The organism is Dyella sp. (genome assembly GCF_035685805.1).
Taxonomy (GTDB): domain Bacteria; phylum Pseudomonadota; class Gammaproteobacteria; order Xanthomonadales; family Rhodanobacteraceae; genus Dyella_A.
Genome location: NZ_DASSAB010000014.1, coordinates 30,018 through 44,546, shown reverse-complemented (window position 1 = coordinate 44,546; position 14,529 = coordinate 30,018). Strand labels below are relative to the sequence as shown.

The window sequence follows — 14,529 nt, the reverse complement described above, 5'->3', positions numbered from 1 at the left end:
GTCCGCCGACCGGCGGGCTGTGAGCTGGCAAGCATAGCATGCCAACGGGGGGCGTTGAAAAGCCCCCCGCCTCTGTGTGCCGCCGTACCGGCGCGACGTTACGGCGCCCAGAGTCCGGGCGGCGTGCGGCTACGATGTGAGGCCCTGACCCCACCCCGGAGATTGCATGTCCGCACGCACCCTCAGCCCGCTCGACCGGTGGCTGTCCGGCATCGAGCGGGCTCTCGAAACCGTTGCCGGCGCACCCGAGGCCGCCCGCCCCTCGCCCGCCATCGGCATGGCCGAACCGGCCATGGATGCGCACGAACGTCGCCACGCCGCCGGGCTGATGCGCATCAACCACACCGGCGAGGTGTGTGCCCAGGCGCTGTACGACGGCCAGTCGGCCCTTGCCCGCAGCGACGACACGCGCCGCCACCTGCAGCACGCGGCGGCGGAAGAAACCGACCACCTGGCCTGGTGCGCGGAGCGCCTGCGCGAGCTGGACAGCCGACCCAGCCTGCTCAACCCGCTGTGGTATGCGGGCAGCTATGCCATGGGCGCGGCCGCCGCGTTGGCCGGCGACGGGGTCAGTCTCGGTTTCGTGGTCGAGACCGAGCGACAGGTCGAGGCCCACCTGGCGGAGCACCTGGAGACCTTGCCGGCGCAGGACGCGCGCTCGCGCGCCGTGCTGACGCAGATGCAGGTCGACGAAATCCGCCATGCCGACGAGGCGCAGGCGCGTGGCGGCGTCGAGCTGCCCTTCCCGATCCCGCCGCTGATGCAGCTCACGTCGCTGCTGATGAAGAAGGTGGCCTACCGCGTGTAGACGGCCCCCCGGCGTGGCCGGCCTCGAGCCGGCGACCCGAGTTGTCGGTGGCCCCTCCCATCGCACGAGTCCTCGAGTCGCCTTCCCGCTGAAGCGGACATCCACTTGAGTTCGTGCCAGAGCCCAACGGATTCGCGTTTTCGCGGGAATGACGGCGCTGAGGCTCACTCTTGTCCAGAACCGCGCGCCCGGAGGACGTGGCGCACTTCAGACGATGCACGCCGGAAAACAAAAACCCGCCTTTCGGCGGGTTTCTGGTCACATCAGGTTGCGGCCGTGGAAGAGCTCCTCGATCTCGCGGCGCAGCAGCGACTCGATCCGCTGGCGCTCCTTGAACGAGAGGTCGTCGGCATGCGCCTCGAACAGGTACGTATCCAGATCGAAGTCCTTGATGTGCATCTTCGTGTGGAACATGTTTTCCTGATACACGTTGACGTCGAACATCTCGTACTTCTGGCGGATGTGGCGCGCCAGGTAGTCCTGCACCGAGTTGATCTTGTGGTCGATGAAGTGCTTCTTGCCCTTCACGTCGCGGGTGAAACCGCGCACGCGGTAGTCGGCGATGACGATGTCCGACTCGAAGCTGTCGATCAGGTAGTTCAGCGCCTTCAGCGGCGAGATCACGCCGCAGGTGGCCACGTCTATGTCCGCACGGAAGGTCGCGATGCCGTTGTGCGGATGCGTCTCCGGGTAGGTGTGGACGGTGATGTGGCTCTTGTCCATGTGGGCCACCACGGCGCCGGCGATCGAATCGCGGCCGAGCTTCTCCACCACCGGCTCCTCGGAGATCAGGATGGTGACCGAGGCGCCCTGCGGGTCGTAGTCCTGGCGCGCGATGTTGAGAATGTTCGCGCCGATGATCTCCGCCACGTCGGTGAGGATCTGCGTCAGGCGGTCGGCGTCGTACTGCTCGTCGATGTACTCGATGTAGCGCTGGCGCTGCTCTTCGGACACCGCGTAGCAGATGTCATAGATGTTGAAGCTCAACGCCTTGGTCAGGTTGTTGAACCCTTGCAGGCGCAGGCGGGGAAGCGGTTTAACCACGAAAACTCTCCATGGCCGCGCGGCGGCCAGCAGCAGAGGCGGGTTAGCGACAAGGGTCCCCGCTGGATGGTACGGCACGAAAACAACTAGCTTCCGCGACCCTTGTGACCGTCGTGCAACAGCACGGCGGTTGTGGAAGACCGCAAAGTATGGGCCAAAACCGGCGAAAACTGAAACTGCGCCCGCGCCACGGGTTTGCCATAATGCCGTGCACAGGGGAAACGCTTACGCACACGCAGGGTCCGGCCTTCTGGCGGCGGCCCGGGTCACCTCAATACCGGAAAACATCGTGGCGCAACTCAAATACCAGCTGCAGCAAGCATTCGAACTGTCCCAGGCCCCGCTGGGCTTTGCGCCGGATCCGGCCTCGATGGAGCGCTTCCTGGCGCTGTGCCATCGCCGCCGCTACCCCGGCAAGACGGCGATCATCCGGCCCGGCGACCCGGCCAACACCCTCTACTACGTGGTGGAAGGGTCTCTGGCCGTCTGCACCGAGGACGAGCAGGGCCGCGAGCTGATCCTCGCCTACATCAGCCGGGGCCAGTTCATCGGCGAGATGGGCCTGTTCGTGGAGCAGGCGCAACGCGAGTCGATGGTGCGCACGCGCACCCCATGCGAAATGGCCGAGATCAGCTACGAGCGACTGTTTCAGCTGATGGAGGGCCAGCTGCGCGAGGAGTGCCCGAAAATCCTGTTCGCGATCGGTGCCCAGCTGACCAACCGCCTGCTGCGTACCTCGCGCCAGGTCAGCCGCATGGCCTTCATGGATGTCACCAACCGGATCTCGCGCACCCTGCTGGACCTGTGCCAGGAACCGGATGCCATGACCCACCCCGATGGCACGCAGATCCGCATCTCGCGCCAGGAAGTGAGCCGCATCGTCGGCTGCTCGCGCGAGATGGTGGGACGCGTGCTCAAGCAGCTCGAAGAGCAGGGCATGATCCAGGTGTCCGGCAAGACCATCGTGGTGTTCGGCACGCGCTGATGTTCTTCCGCCTCCCGCCAGAGCGGGAGGCGATCACCCCGATGCCCACACTCGCGCTCCGCCCCGCCGACGGCCGAGCCGGCGCCTACGCGCGCGGCTGGTAGACCATGTAGACGTCCGCCCGTGCGTAGTGCGAGTCCGGGCGAATCGTCGGCTGCATCACGAAGCCCGCCTTCTCGTACATCCGCAGCGCCGTGCTGAGACGGCTGTTCGATTCCAGGAACAGCGTGCGCCCCTTGCGCCGGCGGAATTCGGCAAGACATGCATCGAGCAGGCGCTGGCCGGCGCCCAGACCGCGGAAGGTCTCGTCGACCGCCATCTTGGTCAGCTCGAACACCCCGGGAGCCTCCTGCAATAGAGCGCAGGTGCCGATCACGTCCTCGCCCAGCCGCGCGAAGAAGATCGCGCCGCCGGGCTGCAGGATGTGGCGCTCGGGTTCGGTCAGCACCGCGCGATCGACCGCTTCGATCTGGAAATAGCGCTCCAGCCATTGCGCGTTCAAGCGGTAGAAATGCCCACGCAGGGCCGGCGCGAACGGCACGATCTCCACGGGCGTGGCAACGATCGCCGCGTGCTCGGCGAGGATCGCCGCCGCCACCGGCCGCTCCGCGAGCGCGCGCTCGCACGCCGCCGTGGCGTCGAGCAAGTGCGTGCCCTGCTCTTCCAGCGCCACCTCCACCCCGCGGCGCACCGCACACCAGATCGGCCCGAGGCCGCCAAGCGACGCGTGCGCCTTGTCGGTGAGCGTGAGCACGCTGCGGCGACGGTCGGCGGCATCGCGCCGACGACGCACCATGCCGGCCCGGACCAGCTTGTCGGTGAGCTGGCTCACGGCCGAATGGGTCTGGCCAATGGCCTCGGCCACCGCCGTGACCGTACTGGGGCCGGTTTCCCACAGGTAGCGCAACACCGGCAGCCAGCGTGCTTCGATCGGCGCGTCGAGCGTGCGGTAGACCTCGTCTGCCGCCGCGTAGAACTGGTCGCTGAGTGCCTTGAGTCGACTGCCGAGGGCTAGCTTGCCCAGCGATGCGAGGTACATGGAGTGGGACCGGGCGATATACGTTAGCGCTAACGTATATCGCGGGATGCCGGCGCTCAAGTGCCTTTCGCCAGCCAAGGCGGCGCTGTGGCACTGCAGACTTCACGGGTCGCGAAAGCTCGCCCCTCAGAACCAGGCCACGCGCTCCACCGGTCGCCCCAGTGCCTGTTCGATGCGCTTGCACAGCTTTGGCGTGCCGTTGACCAGCACGGGTTCGGCAGCGGCCTTGAGCATCTGCAGATCGTGCAACGAGTCGCCATAGGCGCGCTGCCAGGCCGACACGCCGTAGGCAGCCAAAGCCAGGACCTTGCCGGCACCCACGTTGTGGTGGGCCAGGCGCATGCCCAGCGCCCCGGGCTTGAGTCGCGAGGCGACCAGCTCCACCCCGACCAGCCCGAGTTGCGAAAGCAGGCTCTGCGCCAGCGTGTGCTCGCTGCCGGTCACCACGATGACCCGGTCGCCTTGGGCCTGGTGACGGCGAAGCACCAGCAGTGCGTCGCGCTGGAACTGCCGGGGCCGGCGCACCAGCCGCGAGGCAAAATCCTGTGCCAGTTCGCCGTAGCGCCGCTCGCTCACTCCCAACAGCCCCACGTGTACCAGCGTGCGCACGGCGAGCCGCCAGGAAAACAGCCGGACCAGCGCCAGCCACGGCAACGCGGGCAGCAACAGCAACTTGCGGCCCAGACCGGCGTAGCGCTCGCGCATGAAGCCGGCAAACGAATCGCCCACGGTGATCACGCCGTCCAGGTCGAACAACACCGTGCGCGGCATGGCAGCAGGCTCCGGCGCCGCTCCGCCGGGCGCCGGCATCGGGACCTCGACCACGCTCAGTCCGCGTCGAACAGGCGCTTGAGTTCGGTACCGGGATCGACCGCGCGCATGAACGCCTCACCGACCAGGAACGCGTGCACACCGGCCTCGCGCAGCTCGCGCACGTGCTCGGGGGTGTGGATGCCGGACTCCGCCACCAGAATCCGGTCGTACTCGACCAGCGGCTGCAGCTCCAGCGTGGTCTCGAGGGTGGTGTCGAAGGTGCGCAGGTTGCGGTTGTTGACGCCGATCATCGGCACCGGCAGCGCCTGGGCACGCTCGAGCTCCTCGGCATCGTGCACTTCGCACAGCACGTCCAGGTCCAGCTCGGCGGCCAGCAGCGCGAGGTTCATCAACTCCGCATCGCCCACGGCCGCGGCGATCAGCAGGATGCAGTCCGCACCGATCGCGCGCGCTTCGTACACCTGGTACGGGTCGATCACGAAATCCTTGCGCAGGATCGGCAGCGAGCACGCGTTGCGCGCCTGATGCAGGAATTCCTCGCTGCCCTGGAAGAAGTCCTTGTCGGTCAGCACCGACAGGCAGGCCGCCCCGGCCGCCTCGTAGCTGCGCGCGATGGCGGCGGCGTCGAAATCGGCGCGGATCACGCCCTTGCTCGGGCTGGCCTTTTTCACCTCGGCGATCACCGCCGGCAGGCCCGCCTCGATCTTGCTCTCGATGGCCGCGGCGAAACCGCGCGTGCCGGGCATGTCGGCCACCCGCGCGGCCAGCTCGTCGAGCGAGACCTTGGCGCTGCGCTCGGCGATTTCTTCCGTCTTGCGGACGAGGATGCGTTGCAGGATGTCGGCCATGATGATGCTGTCGTTGGGCGCCGCACGCGCGGCAGTTGCACAGGATAGCGCGCCCGCAGGGGGCGTCAGCGACCCGCGAGGCGTCGCGTGGTGGAAGCGAACTGCTGGAGTTTCGCACGGGCGGCGCCGCTGGCGATGGTGTCGCGCGCCAGGGTGATGCCGTCGTCGATGCTGTCGACCACGTCGGCCGTGTAGAGCGCCGCGCCGGCGTTGAGGCACACGATGTCGTGCGCCACGCCGTGCCGGCCGGCCAGCGCGTCCTCGAGCATGGCGCGCGATTCGGCCACGCTCTCCACCCGCAGGTTGCGGCTGGAGGCCATCGCCAGACCGAAGTCCTCCGGCTCGATCTCGTATTCGCGCACCTGGCCGTGGCGCAACTCGCCCACCAGCGTGGCGGCGCCAAGCGATATCTCGTCCATGCCGTCGCGCCCCCACACGACCATCGCGTGCCGCGCGCCCAGCTGCTGCAGCACGCGGATCTGGATACCGACCAGGTCGGGATGAAACACGCCCATCAGGATGTTCGGCGCGTCGGCCGGGTTGGTCAGCGGCCCGAGAATATTGAACAGGGTGCGCACGCCCATCTCCTTGCGCACCGGCGCCACCACCTTCATCGCCGGATGATGGTTCGGCGCAAACATGAAGCCGATCTCGGTCTCCGCCATGCACTCGGCAACTTGCGCGGGGCTCAGGTCGATCGATGCTCCCAAGGCCTCGAGCACGTCGGCGCTGCCGGATTTGGACGACACGCTGCGTCCGCCGTGCTTGGCCACGCGCGCCCCGGCCGCCGCGGCGACAAACATCGACGCGGTGGAGATGTTGAAGCTCGACGCGCCGTCCCCGCCGGTGCCCACGATGTCCACGAAGTGGGCATGCGGCGGCGCCTCGACCTTGGCCGAGAGCTCACGCATCACGCGCGCCGCGCCGGTGATCTCGCCGATGGTTTCCTTCTTCACGCGCAGGCCGGTGATGATCGCCGCGGTCATCAGCGGGCTCACTTCGCCGCGCATGATCTGGCGCATCAGCGCGATCATCTCGTCGTGGAAAATCTCCCGATGCTCGATCGTGCGCTGCAGGGCTTCCTGCGGGGTGATGTGCAGCTCGCGCGACATCATGCCGCAAGCTTCCGGGCCGGCAGGCCGAGGAAGTTCGCCAGCATCGCGTGGCCGTGCTGGGTGAGGATGGACTCGGGATGGAATTGCACCCCTTCCACCGGCAGCGTCTTGTGGCGCAGGCCCATGATCTCGTCGATCGAACCGTCGGCATGCTCGGTCCAGGCGGTCACTTCCAGGCACTCCGGCAGCGAACCCTGCTCGACCACCAGCGAGTGATAGCGCGTGGCCTCGAAGGGGTCCGGCAAGCCGGCGAACACGCCCTGCCCGCGGTGGCGGATCGGCGAGACCTTGCCATGCATGATCTGCTTGGCGCGGATCACCCTGCCGCCGAACGCCTGACCGATCGCCTGATGCCCCAGGCACACGCCGAAGATCGGCAACTCGCCGGCCATCTCGCGCAGGATCGCCAGCGACACGCCGGCATCGTCGGGCGTGCCCGGGCCGGGCGAGATCATGATGTGCGAGGGCTTCAGCGCGCGGATGGCGGCTACGTCCAGCGCGTCGTTGCGCACCACCCTCACCTCCTGCCCCAGCTCGCCCAGGTACTGGACGAGGTTGAAGGTGAAGCTGTCGTAGTTGTCGATCATCAAGAGCATGCGCACGGTTCCGTGGGTTCGTCGACGCCGGTGGCCAATGCCTCGGCCGCTCGCGAACCGCTCCGCAGCTGCACGGCGGAGCCAGCTCGATCAGCGATTGTTGGCCGGGAGCATCGATCGCAGGATTGCGATGATGCCACGCCGCCGCGGCCGCACGCATGGGCGGGCGCGGCCCTTGGGTCAGTCGGCCCGGTCCGCCGCCCGCGCATGGCGCGGCTCGTGCTCGAAGCGGCCGCCGGGGCCGCTGGAGTGATCCTGCGCGGCCTCGCCGTGGGTGGAGCGGTCCGCACCTTGATCCTCTTCGCGCGGCGGCGCGCGCAGCTTGCCCTTGCGCCGCAGGGCAAGGCTGGCCAGACCCACGGTTGTGAACGCGAACGCGCCGATCGCCAGCGCACCGATGCACTGGCTCAGCAGCAGCTCGCCGCTGCCATAGATCAGGCCCGCGGCGGGAACCTCCGCCTCGTGAGAGCGGCGTGCGATGGCCGGCGAGGCGAAGAGGCCGGTGGTGAGCAGGCCGAGCGCCCCGCCAACCAGGTTCATTGTGAGGTACTCGGTCGGATCGTCCACGCGCAGACGGGCCCACAAGCTCATCGAGCCCACCGCCGCCGCCCCGGCGAGGGTGCCTATGCACGCCGCGGCCCACGGCGCGACGACCGCGGGGGCCGCGGTGATCGCCACGTTGGCGGTGAGCAGGCCGACCATCGTGGGGCGCAATCGCGCATAGCCGCCGCGGCTGGCGCCGTAGGCGCAGGCCATCGCCGTCACGCTGCCAAATCCGCCGGCCAGCGCCGTGTTGGCGATGACCAGCCCGATCGAGCCATTCACCGTCATGGCGAAACCCGCGTTGTAGGCAAAGAAGCCGAGCCAGAGGATGAAAACGCCCAGGAACACCATCGGCATCGCATGCGGCGGAATCGGGTCGGTCACTCTGCGGCCGGGGGCAAAGCGGCCGCGCCGCGGGCCAAGCGCCAGTGCCACGGCAAGCGCGCTGAAGCCGCCGGTGAGATGCACGAAGCCCGAACCGGTATCGACCATCGGCGTGCCGCGCCGGGCAAGCCAACCGCCGCCCACCACCCAATGCGCCGCCACCGGGAACATCAGCGTCGACATCAACAGGGTCAACACGATCACCGCGCCAAGCCGTATCCGCTCCGCCCCGGTGCCCGCGATCAGCGTGGCCGGGGTATCCGCGAGCGAGAGCGCAAAGGCAAACGCCACCGCCAGCGGCACGTGGCGTCCTTCCTGCAGTGCGCGGAAGCTCGACCAGCCCGCGTCGTCCAGGTCGGGAAAGAATCCGACGAGGCCCATCAGGGGATGCCCGTTGCCGAACCCGAGGGCGAACCCCGCGGCCCAGAACACCACCAGCGTGATCGCGAGGATCACCAGGTTGTGCGCCAGCGTGTCGACCGCGTTCTTGTAGCGGCACATGCCGGCCTCGTAGAAGCCGAACCCCGCGTGCATGAACATCAACAGCACCGCCGTAAGGGCGGTCCAGGCAGTGTCGGTGGCGATGCTCGATGCAGAAGACATGGGTCAGGTCCGGGCCGCACCGACGACGCCGCACGTGGCCAGTCAGATGCAACCGGGATGCTCTGCAGTGGCAGATCGAGACACGGTGATGGCAGGCAGCTGCAGCGTTGGCGTCGCCTTCATAACTGATCGGTCCTGCGGGGCGGCTCCAGCAGGGCGCCGCCGCGTCCACGGCTGCGGTGCCGCAGCAAAGGAAGGCCGGCGCGGGGGGGCTACGCTCGGAAAGGGCACGCCAGATGTTTCCTGCGTCGGCAAGCAACATCCACCCCCGGCCGCCCCCGCGGGTGGTCATATGCGCAGCGCGGCGCGCGGCGCGCAGCGTGCGTCGACAGCGCAGGGACTCTGGCGGGCGCACGCCCATCGCGGAGCCGCTGCAGGGCGCAGCCGCGTATCGCGACGGCCGCCACACCTGGCCAAGCGCGGCCCGGCCACCACGGGCGCGAGCGGCGTCCGGAGAGAGATCAGCGACGCAGGCCCGCCCGCTGCGGCGCCAGCATCGCGGCGGTGAGCCCCGCGTCCTGCAGATGCCCAGGCAGTGGCCGACCCAGCGCCAGGCTCGCACAGGTCTCGCCCATCGCCGCCGAGGTCTGGATGCCGTAGCCGCCCTGCGCGGCAACCCAGAAGAACCCAGGCGCATCCGGCGCGAAACCGCCGACCAGATCGCCGCCGGCGACAAACGAACGCAGCCCGGCCCAGGTTCGCGTCGGCCGGCGGATCTGAAGGGTGGTGGCCTGCTCGATCTGGTGGATGCCCAGCGCGATGTCGAACTCTTCCGGCTGCACGTCATGCGGATGGGTGGGATCGGCATTCGCCGCCGAGCCCAGCAGCTGGCCGGCATCCGGTTTGAAGTAGAACGTCTCGTCCAGATCGCACACGAACGGCCAGTGCGTGACGTCCATGCCCGCGGGCGGCTCGAACACGAACGCCGAACGCCGCTTCGGCACGATGCCCAGCGGCGTCACGCCGGCCAGCGCGGCGACCTGATCGACCCATGCCCCGGCGGCGTTGAGCAGCAGCGGCGCGTGGAAGGCAACGTTACCGGCATGCACGGCCCAGCCGTCGGCGCCGTGCTCGATGGCGCCGATGGCGACGTTGACGTGCAGCTTCCCGCCGCGGGCACGCAACCCGCGCAGGAAGCCCTGGTGCAGTTCATTGACGTCGATGTCGGCCGCGCCCGGCTCATGCAGGCCGAGCATCGCCGCCTCCGGCCGCAGCACCGGCACGTCGTGGCGCACCCGCGAGCCGTCGTGCAGCTGCAGATCCGGCGTGTCGCGGCGCATGTCCTCGAACATCGCGCGCATGCGGTCGGCCTGCGCCGCATGAGTGACGATGGTCGCACCGCGCGGCGTGAGAATCGGGTGCGCCGCGAACCCCTCCGGCGGCCGTGCCAGGAACGGCCGCGTCGCCCGCGTCAATGCGCGCACCTGCGGCGAGCCGTAGGTTTCGCTGAACAAGGCGGCAGAGCGTCCGGTGGTGTGCATGCCGGCATACGGTTCGCGCTCCAGCACGACTACGCGTGCGTGAGGCGCCAGGAAATACGCGGCCGAGGCGCCGGCGATGCCGGCACCGATCACGATCACGTCGGCAGCCTCGCGACTCATGGCGCGTCCTCCGCCGACTGGCGCACCACCACACTGGTCGCGGCGAGGTCGCAGGTGACGTTGCCCAGCGTGGCGAGCGTGTCCGGCAAGGTGTCCACCGCCAGCATCAGGCCCAGCGGGCCCACCGGCACTCCCATCGCCTGCGCCACGGGCAGGTTGGTGGCGATGAAGGTGACCTGCCCCGGCAAACCGACCGAGCCCAGGCTGATCACCACCGCCAGCGCAGCGCCGGCGCACAGCGCGGCCGGCGACAGGTCGATGCCGTAGGCCCAGGCAATGAACGACGCCGAGGCCACGTACTGCACCGGACTGGTCAGCCGGCACAGCGACACCGCCATCGGCAGCACCAGCGCAGTGACACGCTCGGGGTAACCGAGGGTGCGGTTGGCCCCCTCGAGCATGGCCGGCAGCGAGGCCAGCGACGACTGCGTGCTCAGCGCCACCACCTGCGCCGGCACCAGTGCGGGAGCGAACCGGCGCAGCGTTTCGCCGCCCCAGGTCACCGCCACGGCCAGCATCGCCAGCGTCACCGTGAGGTACAGCAGGCACTCGACCAGCACGTAGATGCCCAGCGCGCCGAGCATGCTGAGCCCGGCACGCGCGCACACCGCCAGGATCAGGGCGAACACGCCCAGCGGCGCCACCCACAGCACCCAGCGCACGATCACGATCATCGCGTCGGCGATCGACTGGAAGAACTCCACCAGCAGCGCGCGCCGCTCCGGCTTGATCTGGGTGAGCGCAAAACCGAGGAACAGCGCGAACACCACCAGCGGCAGCATCGCGCTCTGCGCGGCGGCCGCAATTGCATTGGTCGGCACGATCGAGGTCACTGCCTCGACCCAGCCGGTGGGCGCGGTGCGTGCCGACAGCGGCACGGTGGCGTGGCTCAGCGCCTCGCTCAGCGCCGGGTCATGCGGAAACAGCCGGAACAGCCACGGCGCCAGCAGCGCCGCGAGGAAGGCGCCGCCGGCGAGCAGCACCAGGAATACGCCGATCGCCCGGCGCGCCACGCGGCCGGAGGCGGCCGCGTCGCTGGCGGTGTTCACGCCCACCACCACCAGCGACAGCACCAGCGGCACCACGGTCATCTGCAGGGCGGCCAGCCACAGCTTGCCCACCGGCTGCACCACCGCGGCCACGGTCTGTGCCGTCGAGGGATCGAACGCCGCCAGCGCCAGCCCGATCGCCGCACCCAGCGCCAGGCCCAGCAGCACGCGTGCCGTCGGGCTGACCCCGCGGCCACCGGCGCGGCGCGCGCTCATCGGCTGCCCTCCAGCGCCGGCAGTTGCCAGTCATCCTTCACCGCCGCGTACGCCTGCCGCGGCAGCAGCACGAATACCGGATGGTCCTCGGGCTTGAGCCAGCGGAGCAGGTTGCGCATCGACCCGGGTGTCATCGCGGTACAGCCGGCGGTACCGGCATCGGGCGAGGCCCACAGGTGGCCGAAGATGCAGCTGCCGGCGCCGGGCACGGCGTCCGGGTTGCTCTCGATGACGAAGCCCATGCGGTAGCGCTGGTCGCCGTGCACGTGGATGTCGCGGCGCATCGGCTCGGACGAACCCTTCACCGCGTCCGCGCCGACCACCGCGGCGTCGACGATGCGGTTGTAGTGCGGCGCTCCGCTCACGTCCATGCACCAGTCGGTGGCGCTCAGCGCGCGGTAGGGCATCGCCGTCGCCAGCGCCCTGGCGTAGCCGAACGCGGTGCCGATGGGGAACACACCGGCCGGGCTGCGCCCGTCGCCCTCGTGCTTGACCGGGCCGTCGGTGCGCGGCGCCTGCAGCCCCAGCCCCCAGGCCGCGCCGTGTTTGCCGATCACCACCGGCACCGGGCTCGCCGCGGGCACCCAGCGGCCGTCCTGGCGGGAATAGCGGCGCAGCGTGCCGTGGTCGTCGTCCCAGCCACCGGTGGTGACCAGCACCAGCTGGCGCGCGCCGTGCCAGGGCGGTGACGCAGCCGACGCCGGTGCCGATGCGGATGCGACCAGCACGGCAAGCACCAGCACGCGGCATGAAAGGGGAACGGAAAAACGCATGAAAACCTGCCTGCCGAAGCGTCGATGTGCGGGATCTAGGGTTCGAGGATGTGCTGGATCCGCTCGAGGTTGCCGAGCAATTGCGCGTGGCGGTCGTCGTGGCCTTCGCACAGCAGCACGAACACGCTGTCCAGCAGGTGCTGCATCGCCGACTGGTACAGCAGCGACTGGATGTACGGCTGCTCGTCGTGCGCCGACACCACCAGTGACAGGTCGGCCAGCGTGCGCAGCGGGTTGGCCGTGTGCCGGGTCAGCGTGACCAGCTGCCCGCGCCGCTCGCGGAACTGGCGGGCGATCTTGCCCAGTGCCACGTGGTTGCCGAACTCGGAGATCACCACCAGCACGTCGCCGGCCTGGGCGGCGGACACGTTCGAGGTCATCCGCACCATGTCGAAGCTGTGCACCGTGAGGATGCCCAGCAGTGCCAGTCGCAGCGCAAAGGCACGCACGTGCACGTCGTCGTCGCCCATGCCGAGCAGGAACACCCGCCCGCTGCGGCTGGCGCGATCGATCGCCTCGGCCACCGCACGCAGCGTCCCGGGGTCGTTGATCACGCGGGTTTCTTCCTCCGCGGCACACTTGCGCCGCCACAGGCTGTCGCCAGGCGACTCGCCCGCATCCACGCCCGGTGCCGGCGAGGCCGGCGCGCGCTCACCCGGCGCGGCGCGGGCAATCGCTTCGCCGATCGAGTACTTGAGATCCGGGTAGCCCTTGAAGCCCAGCTTCTGGGTGAACTTGACCACGCTCGACTGGCTGATGCCCAGCGCGTTGGCCAGCTGCTGCGAGGAGTAGTCGCGCAGCAGCTGCGCGTTCTCCACGATGAAATCGGCGATGCGCCGCTCCACCGCCGACATCTGGTCGCGCTCGGAACGGATCTTCACCAGCGGCGACATGCTCAGGCCGCTCCCTGCGCCGGGATCGGTTCCAGCCCGCGGATCTCGCGGATACCCAGGCCGGGCGCGTCGCTCACGGAGATCTCCGACTCGTTGAACAGCACGCCGCCGTCGACCGGGTTGAACCGGCACAGCGACGGCCCGTCCAGGTCGACCTTGGTGATCACGTCGGCCTTGGCCACCGCCACGTGCACCGCGGCCGCCACGCTGATCGAGGTCTCCAGCATGCAGCCGATCATGCAGTCGATGCCGTGCATCGCGGCGATGTCGGCGATGCGGATGGCGTTGGAGATGCCGCCAGTCTTCATCAGCTTGATGTTGATGATGTCGGCCGCGCGCAGGCGGATCAGCTCGATGACCTCCATCGGGCCGAACACGCTCTCGTCGGCCATCACCGGCGTGTGCACGCGCTCGGTGACATAGCGCATGCCGGCGAGATCGCGCGCCTTCACCGGCTGCTCCACCAGCTCCAGCTTGACCCCGGCGTCCTCCAGCGTCTGCAGCGCATAGACCGCCTGCTTGGCGGTCCAGCCCTGGTTGGCATCGAGCCGCAGCAGCGCGCGGTTCTCCACCGCTGCGTAGATCGCGCGCACCCGCTCGATATCCACGCCGATGTCCTTGCCGACCTTGATCTTGAGCGACTCGAAGCCGCGATTCACCGCGTCCACGGAGTCGGCCACCATCTTGTCGATGTAGTCCACGCTGATGGTGATGTCGGTGGTGATCACCGGGTCGCCACCGCCGAGCAGCTTGTACAGCGGCGCGTTGTAGAGCTGGCCCCACAGGTCGTACAGCGCGATCTCCACTGCCGCCTTGGCCGAGGAGTTCTTCTCCATCGACGACTGGATCAGCCCGGTCAGCCGGTTGAGGTCGGCCACCTCCTGGCCGATCAGCCGCGGCGCGATGTAGTGGCGGATCGCATCGACGATCGAGCCGTGCGTGTCGCCGGTAATCACCGCGGTGGCCGGCGCCTCGCCATAGCCGACCTGGCCGGTGTCGGTGTGCAGCATCACCACGATGTCCTCCACCGTGCTCACCGTGCGCAGCGCGGTCTTGAACGGGGTCTTCAGCGGGACCCGCAACATGCCGAACTGGATGTCTGTGATCTTCATGGATGTGCTGTCACTTGTCCTGGAAACTTATGGGGCCCGCGTGGGCAAGTGTGTCTTGGCGGGTGAAGAGCAAGGTGGATTCCCGCTTTCGCGGGAATGACGCCAGTGGGGAGATTCCCGTGTGCCTGGTCGTCTTCGTGGCTTCT

General features: G+C 68.9%; 14 protein-coding genes. 2 read left to right on the top strand and 12 right to left on the bottom strand.

Going from position 1 to position 14,529, the window contains the following annotated elements; all coding sequences use genetic code 11:
* The first annotated feature begins 166 nt into the window (after window positions 1-166).
* The gene (gene coq7, locus VFG40_RS02935) at window positions 167-808 is read left to right on the top strand and encodes a 2-polyprenyl-3-methyl-6-methoxy-1,4-benzoquinone monooxygenase (protein ID WP_324894722.1); all 642 of its coding nucleotides are present in this window, start codon (window positions 167-169) and stop codon (window positions 806-808) included.
* Window positions 809-1,066: 258 nt separating this feature from the next.
* Here coq7 and speD read toward each other — a convergent pair whose 3' ends face one another.
* Window positions 1,067-1,852 carry an adenosylmethionine decarboxylase gene (gene speD / locus VFG40_RS02930; protein ID WP_017463029.1) on the bottom strand — a complete coding sequence of 262 codons (786 nt, stop codon included), beginning with the start codon at window positions 1,850-1,852 and terminating at the stop codon, window positions 1,067-1,069.
* A gap of 289 nt (window positions 1,853-2,141) precedes the next feature.
* Between speD and crp the strand changes: the two genes are divergently transcribed.
* A complete protein-coding gene (gene crp, locus VFG40_RS02925; protein WP_324894719.1) occupies window positions 2,142-2,837 on the top strand; it encodes a cAMP-activated global transcriptional regulator CRP in 696 nt (231 codons plus the stop codon).
* An 85-nt stretch (window positions 2,838-2,922) separates the two neighbouring features.
* Here crp and VFG40_RS02920 read toward each other — a convergent pair whose 3' ends face one another.
* The 11 genes from VFG40_RS02920 to VFG40_RS02870 form a co-directional block, all read right to left on the bottom strand.
* The gene (locus VFG40_RS02920; RefSeq protein WP_324894717.1) at window positions 2,923-3,876 is read right to left on the bottom strand and encodes a bifunctional helix-turn-helix transcriptional regulator/GNAT family N-acetyltransferase; all 954 of its coding nucleotides are present in this window, start codon (window positions 3,874-3,876) and stop codon (window positions 2,923-2,925) included.
* A gap of 126 nt (window positions 3,877-4,002) precedes the next feature.
* Complete coding sequence (locus VFG40_RS02915; RefSeq protein WP_324894715.1) at window positions 4,003-4,647, bottom strand: haloacid dehalogenase-like hydrolase; 645 nt, start codon at window positions 4,645-4,647, stop codon at window positions 4,003-4,005.
* Window positions 4,648-4,703: 56 nt separating this feature from the next.
* Entirely contained in the window at window positions 4,704-5,498 is a 795-nt protein-coding gene (trpC, locus tag VFG40_RS02910) for an indole-3-glycerol phosphate synthase TrpC (protein ID WP_324894713.1), read from the bottom strand.
* Window positions 5,499-5,563: 65 nt separating this feature from the next.
* On the bottom strand, window positions 5,564-6,613 hold the full coding sequence (trpD, locus tag VFG40_RS02905; RefSeq protein WP_324894711.1) for an anthranilate phosphoribosyltransferase: 1,050 nt from the start codon (window positions 6,611-6,613) through the stop codon (window positions 5,564-5,566).
* On the bottom strand, window positions 6,610-7,209 hold the full coding sequence (locus VFG40_RS02900; protein ID WP_324894709.1) for an anthranilate synthase component II: 600 nt from the start codon (window positions 7,207-7,209) through the stop codon (window positions 6,610-6,612). The genes trpD and VFG40_RS02900 overlap by 4 nt, the downstream gene beginning before the upstream one ends.
* A gap of 180 nt (window positions 7,210-7,389) precedes the next feature.
* On the bottom strand, window positions 7,390-8,739 hold the full coding sequence (locus tag VFG40_RS02895; protein WP_324894707.1) for an ammonium transporter: 1,350 nt from the start codon (window positions 8,737-8,739) through the stop codon (window positions 7,390-7,392).
* A 461-nt stretch (window positions 8,740-9,200) separates the two neighbouring features.
* Complete coding sequence (locus tag VFG40_RS02890) at window positions 9,201-10,340, bottom strand: NAD(P)/FAD-dependent oxidoreductase (protein ID WP_324894705.1); 1,140 nt, start codon at window positions 10,338-10,340, stop codon at window positions 9,201-9,203.
* A complete protein-coding gene (locus VFG40_RS02885; protein ID WP_324894703.1) occupies window positions 10,337-11,605 on the bottom strand; it encodes a dicarboxylate/amino acid:cation symporter in 1,269 nt (422 codons plus the stop codon). Before VFG40_RS02885 ends, VFG40_RS02890 begins: the two co-directional genes overlap by 4 nt.
* The gene (locus VFG40_RS02880) at window positions 11,602-12,378 is read right to left on the bottom strand and encodes a L,D-transpeptidase family protein (protein WP_324894701.1); all 777 of its coding nucleotides are present in this window, start codon (window positions 12,376-12,378) and stop codon (window positions 11,602-11,604) included. The genes VFG40_RS02885 and VFG40_RS02880 overlap by 4 nt, the downstream gene beginning before the upstream one ends.
* A gap of 35 nt (window positions 12,379-12,413) precedes the next feature.
* Window positions 12,414-13,271 (bottom strand): MurR/RpiR family transcriptional regulator, encoded by an 858-nt coding sequence (locus VFG40_RS02875; RefSeq protein ID WP_324894699.1) that lies wholly within the window; start codon window positions 13,269-13,271, stop codon window positions 12,414-12,416.
* A 2-nt stretch (window positions 13,272-13,273) separates the two neighbouring features.
* Window positions 13,274-14,383, bottom strand: a complete 1,110-nt coding sequence (locus VFG40_RS02870; RefSeq protein WP_324894697.1) for a dipeptide epimerase — start codon at window positions 14,381-14,383, stop codon at window positions 13,274-13,276.
* Between the last annotated feature and the right edge of the window lie 146 nt (window positions 14,384-14,529).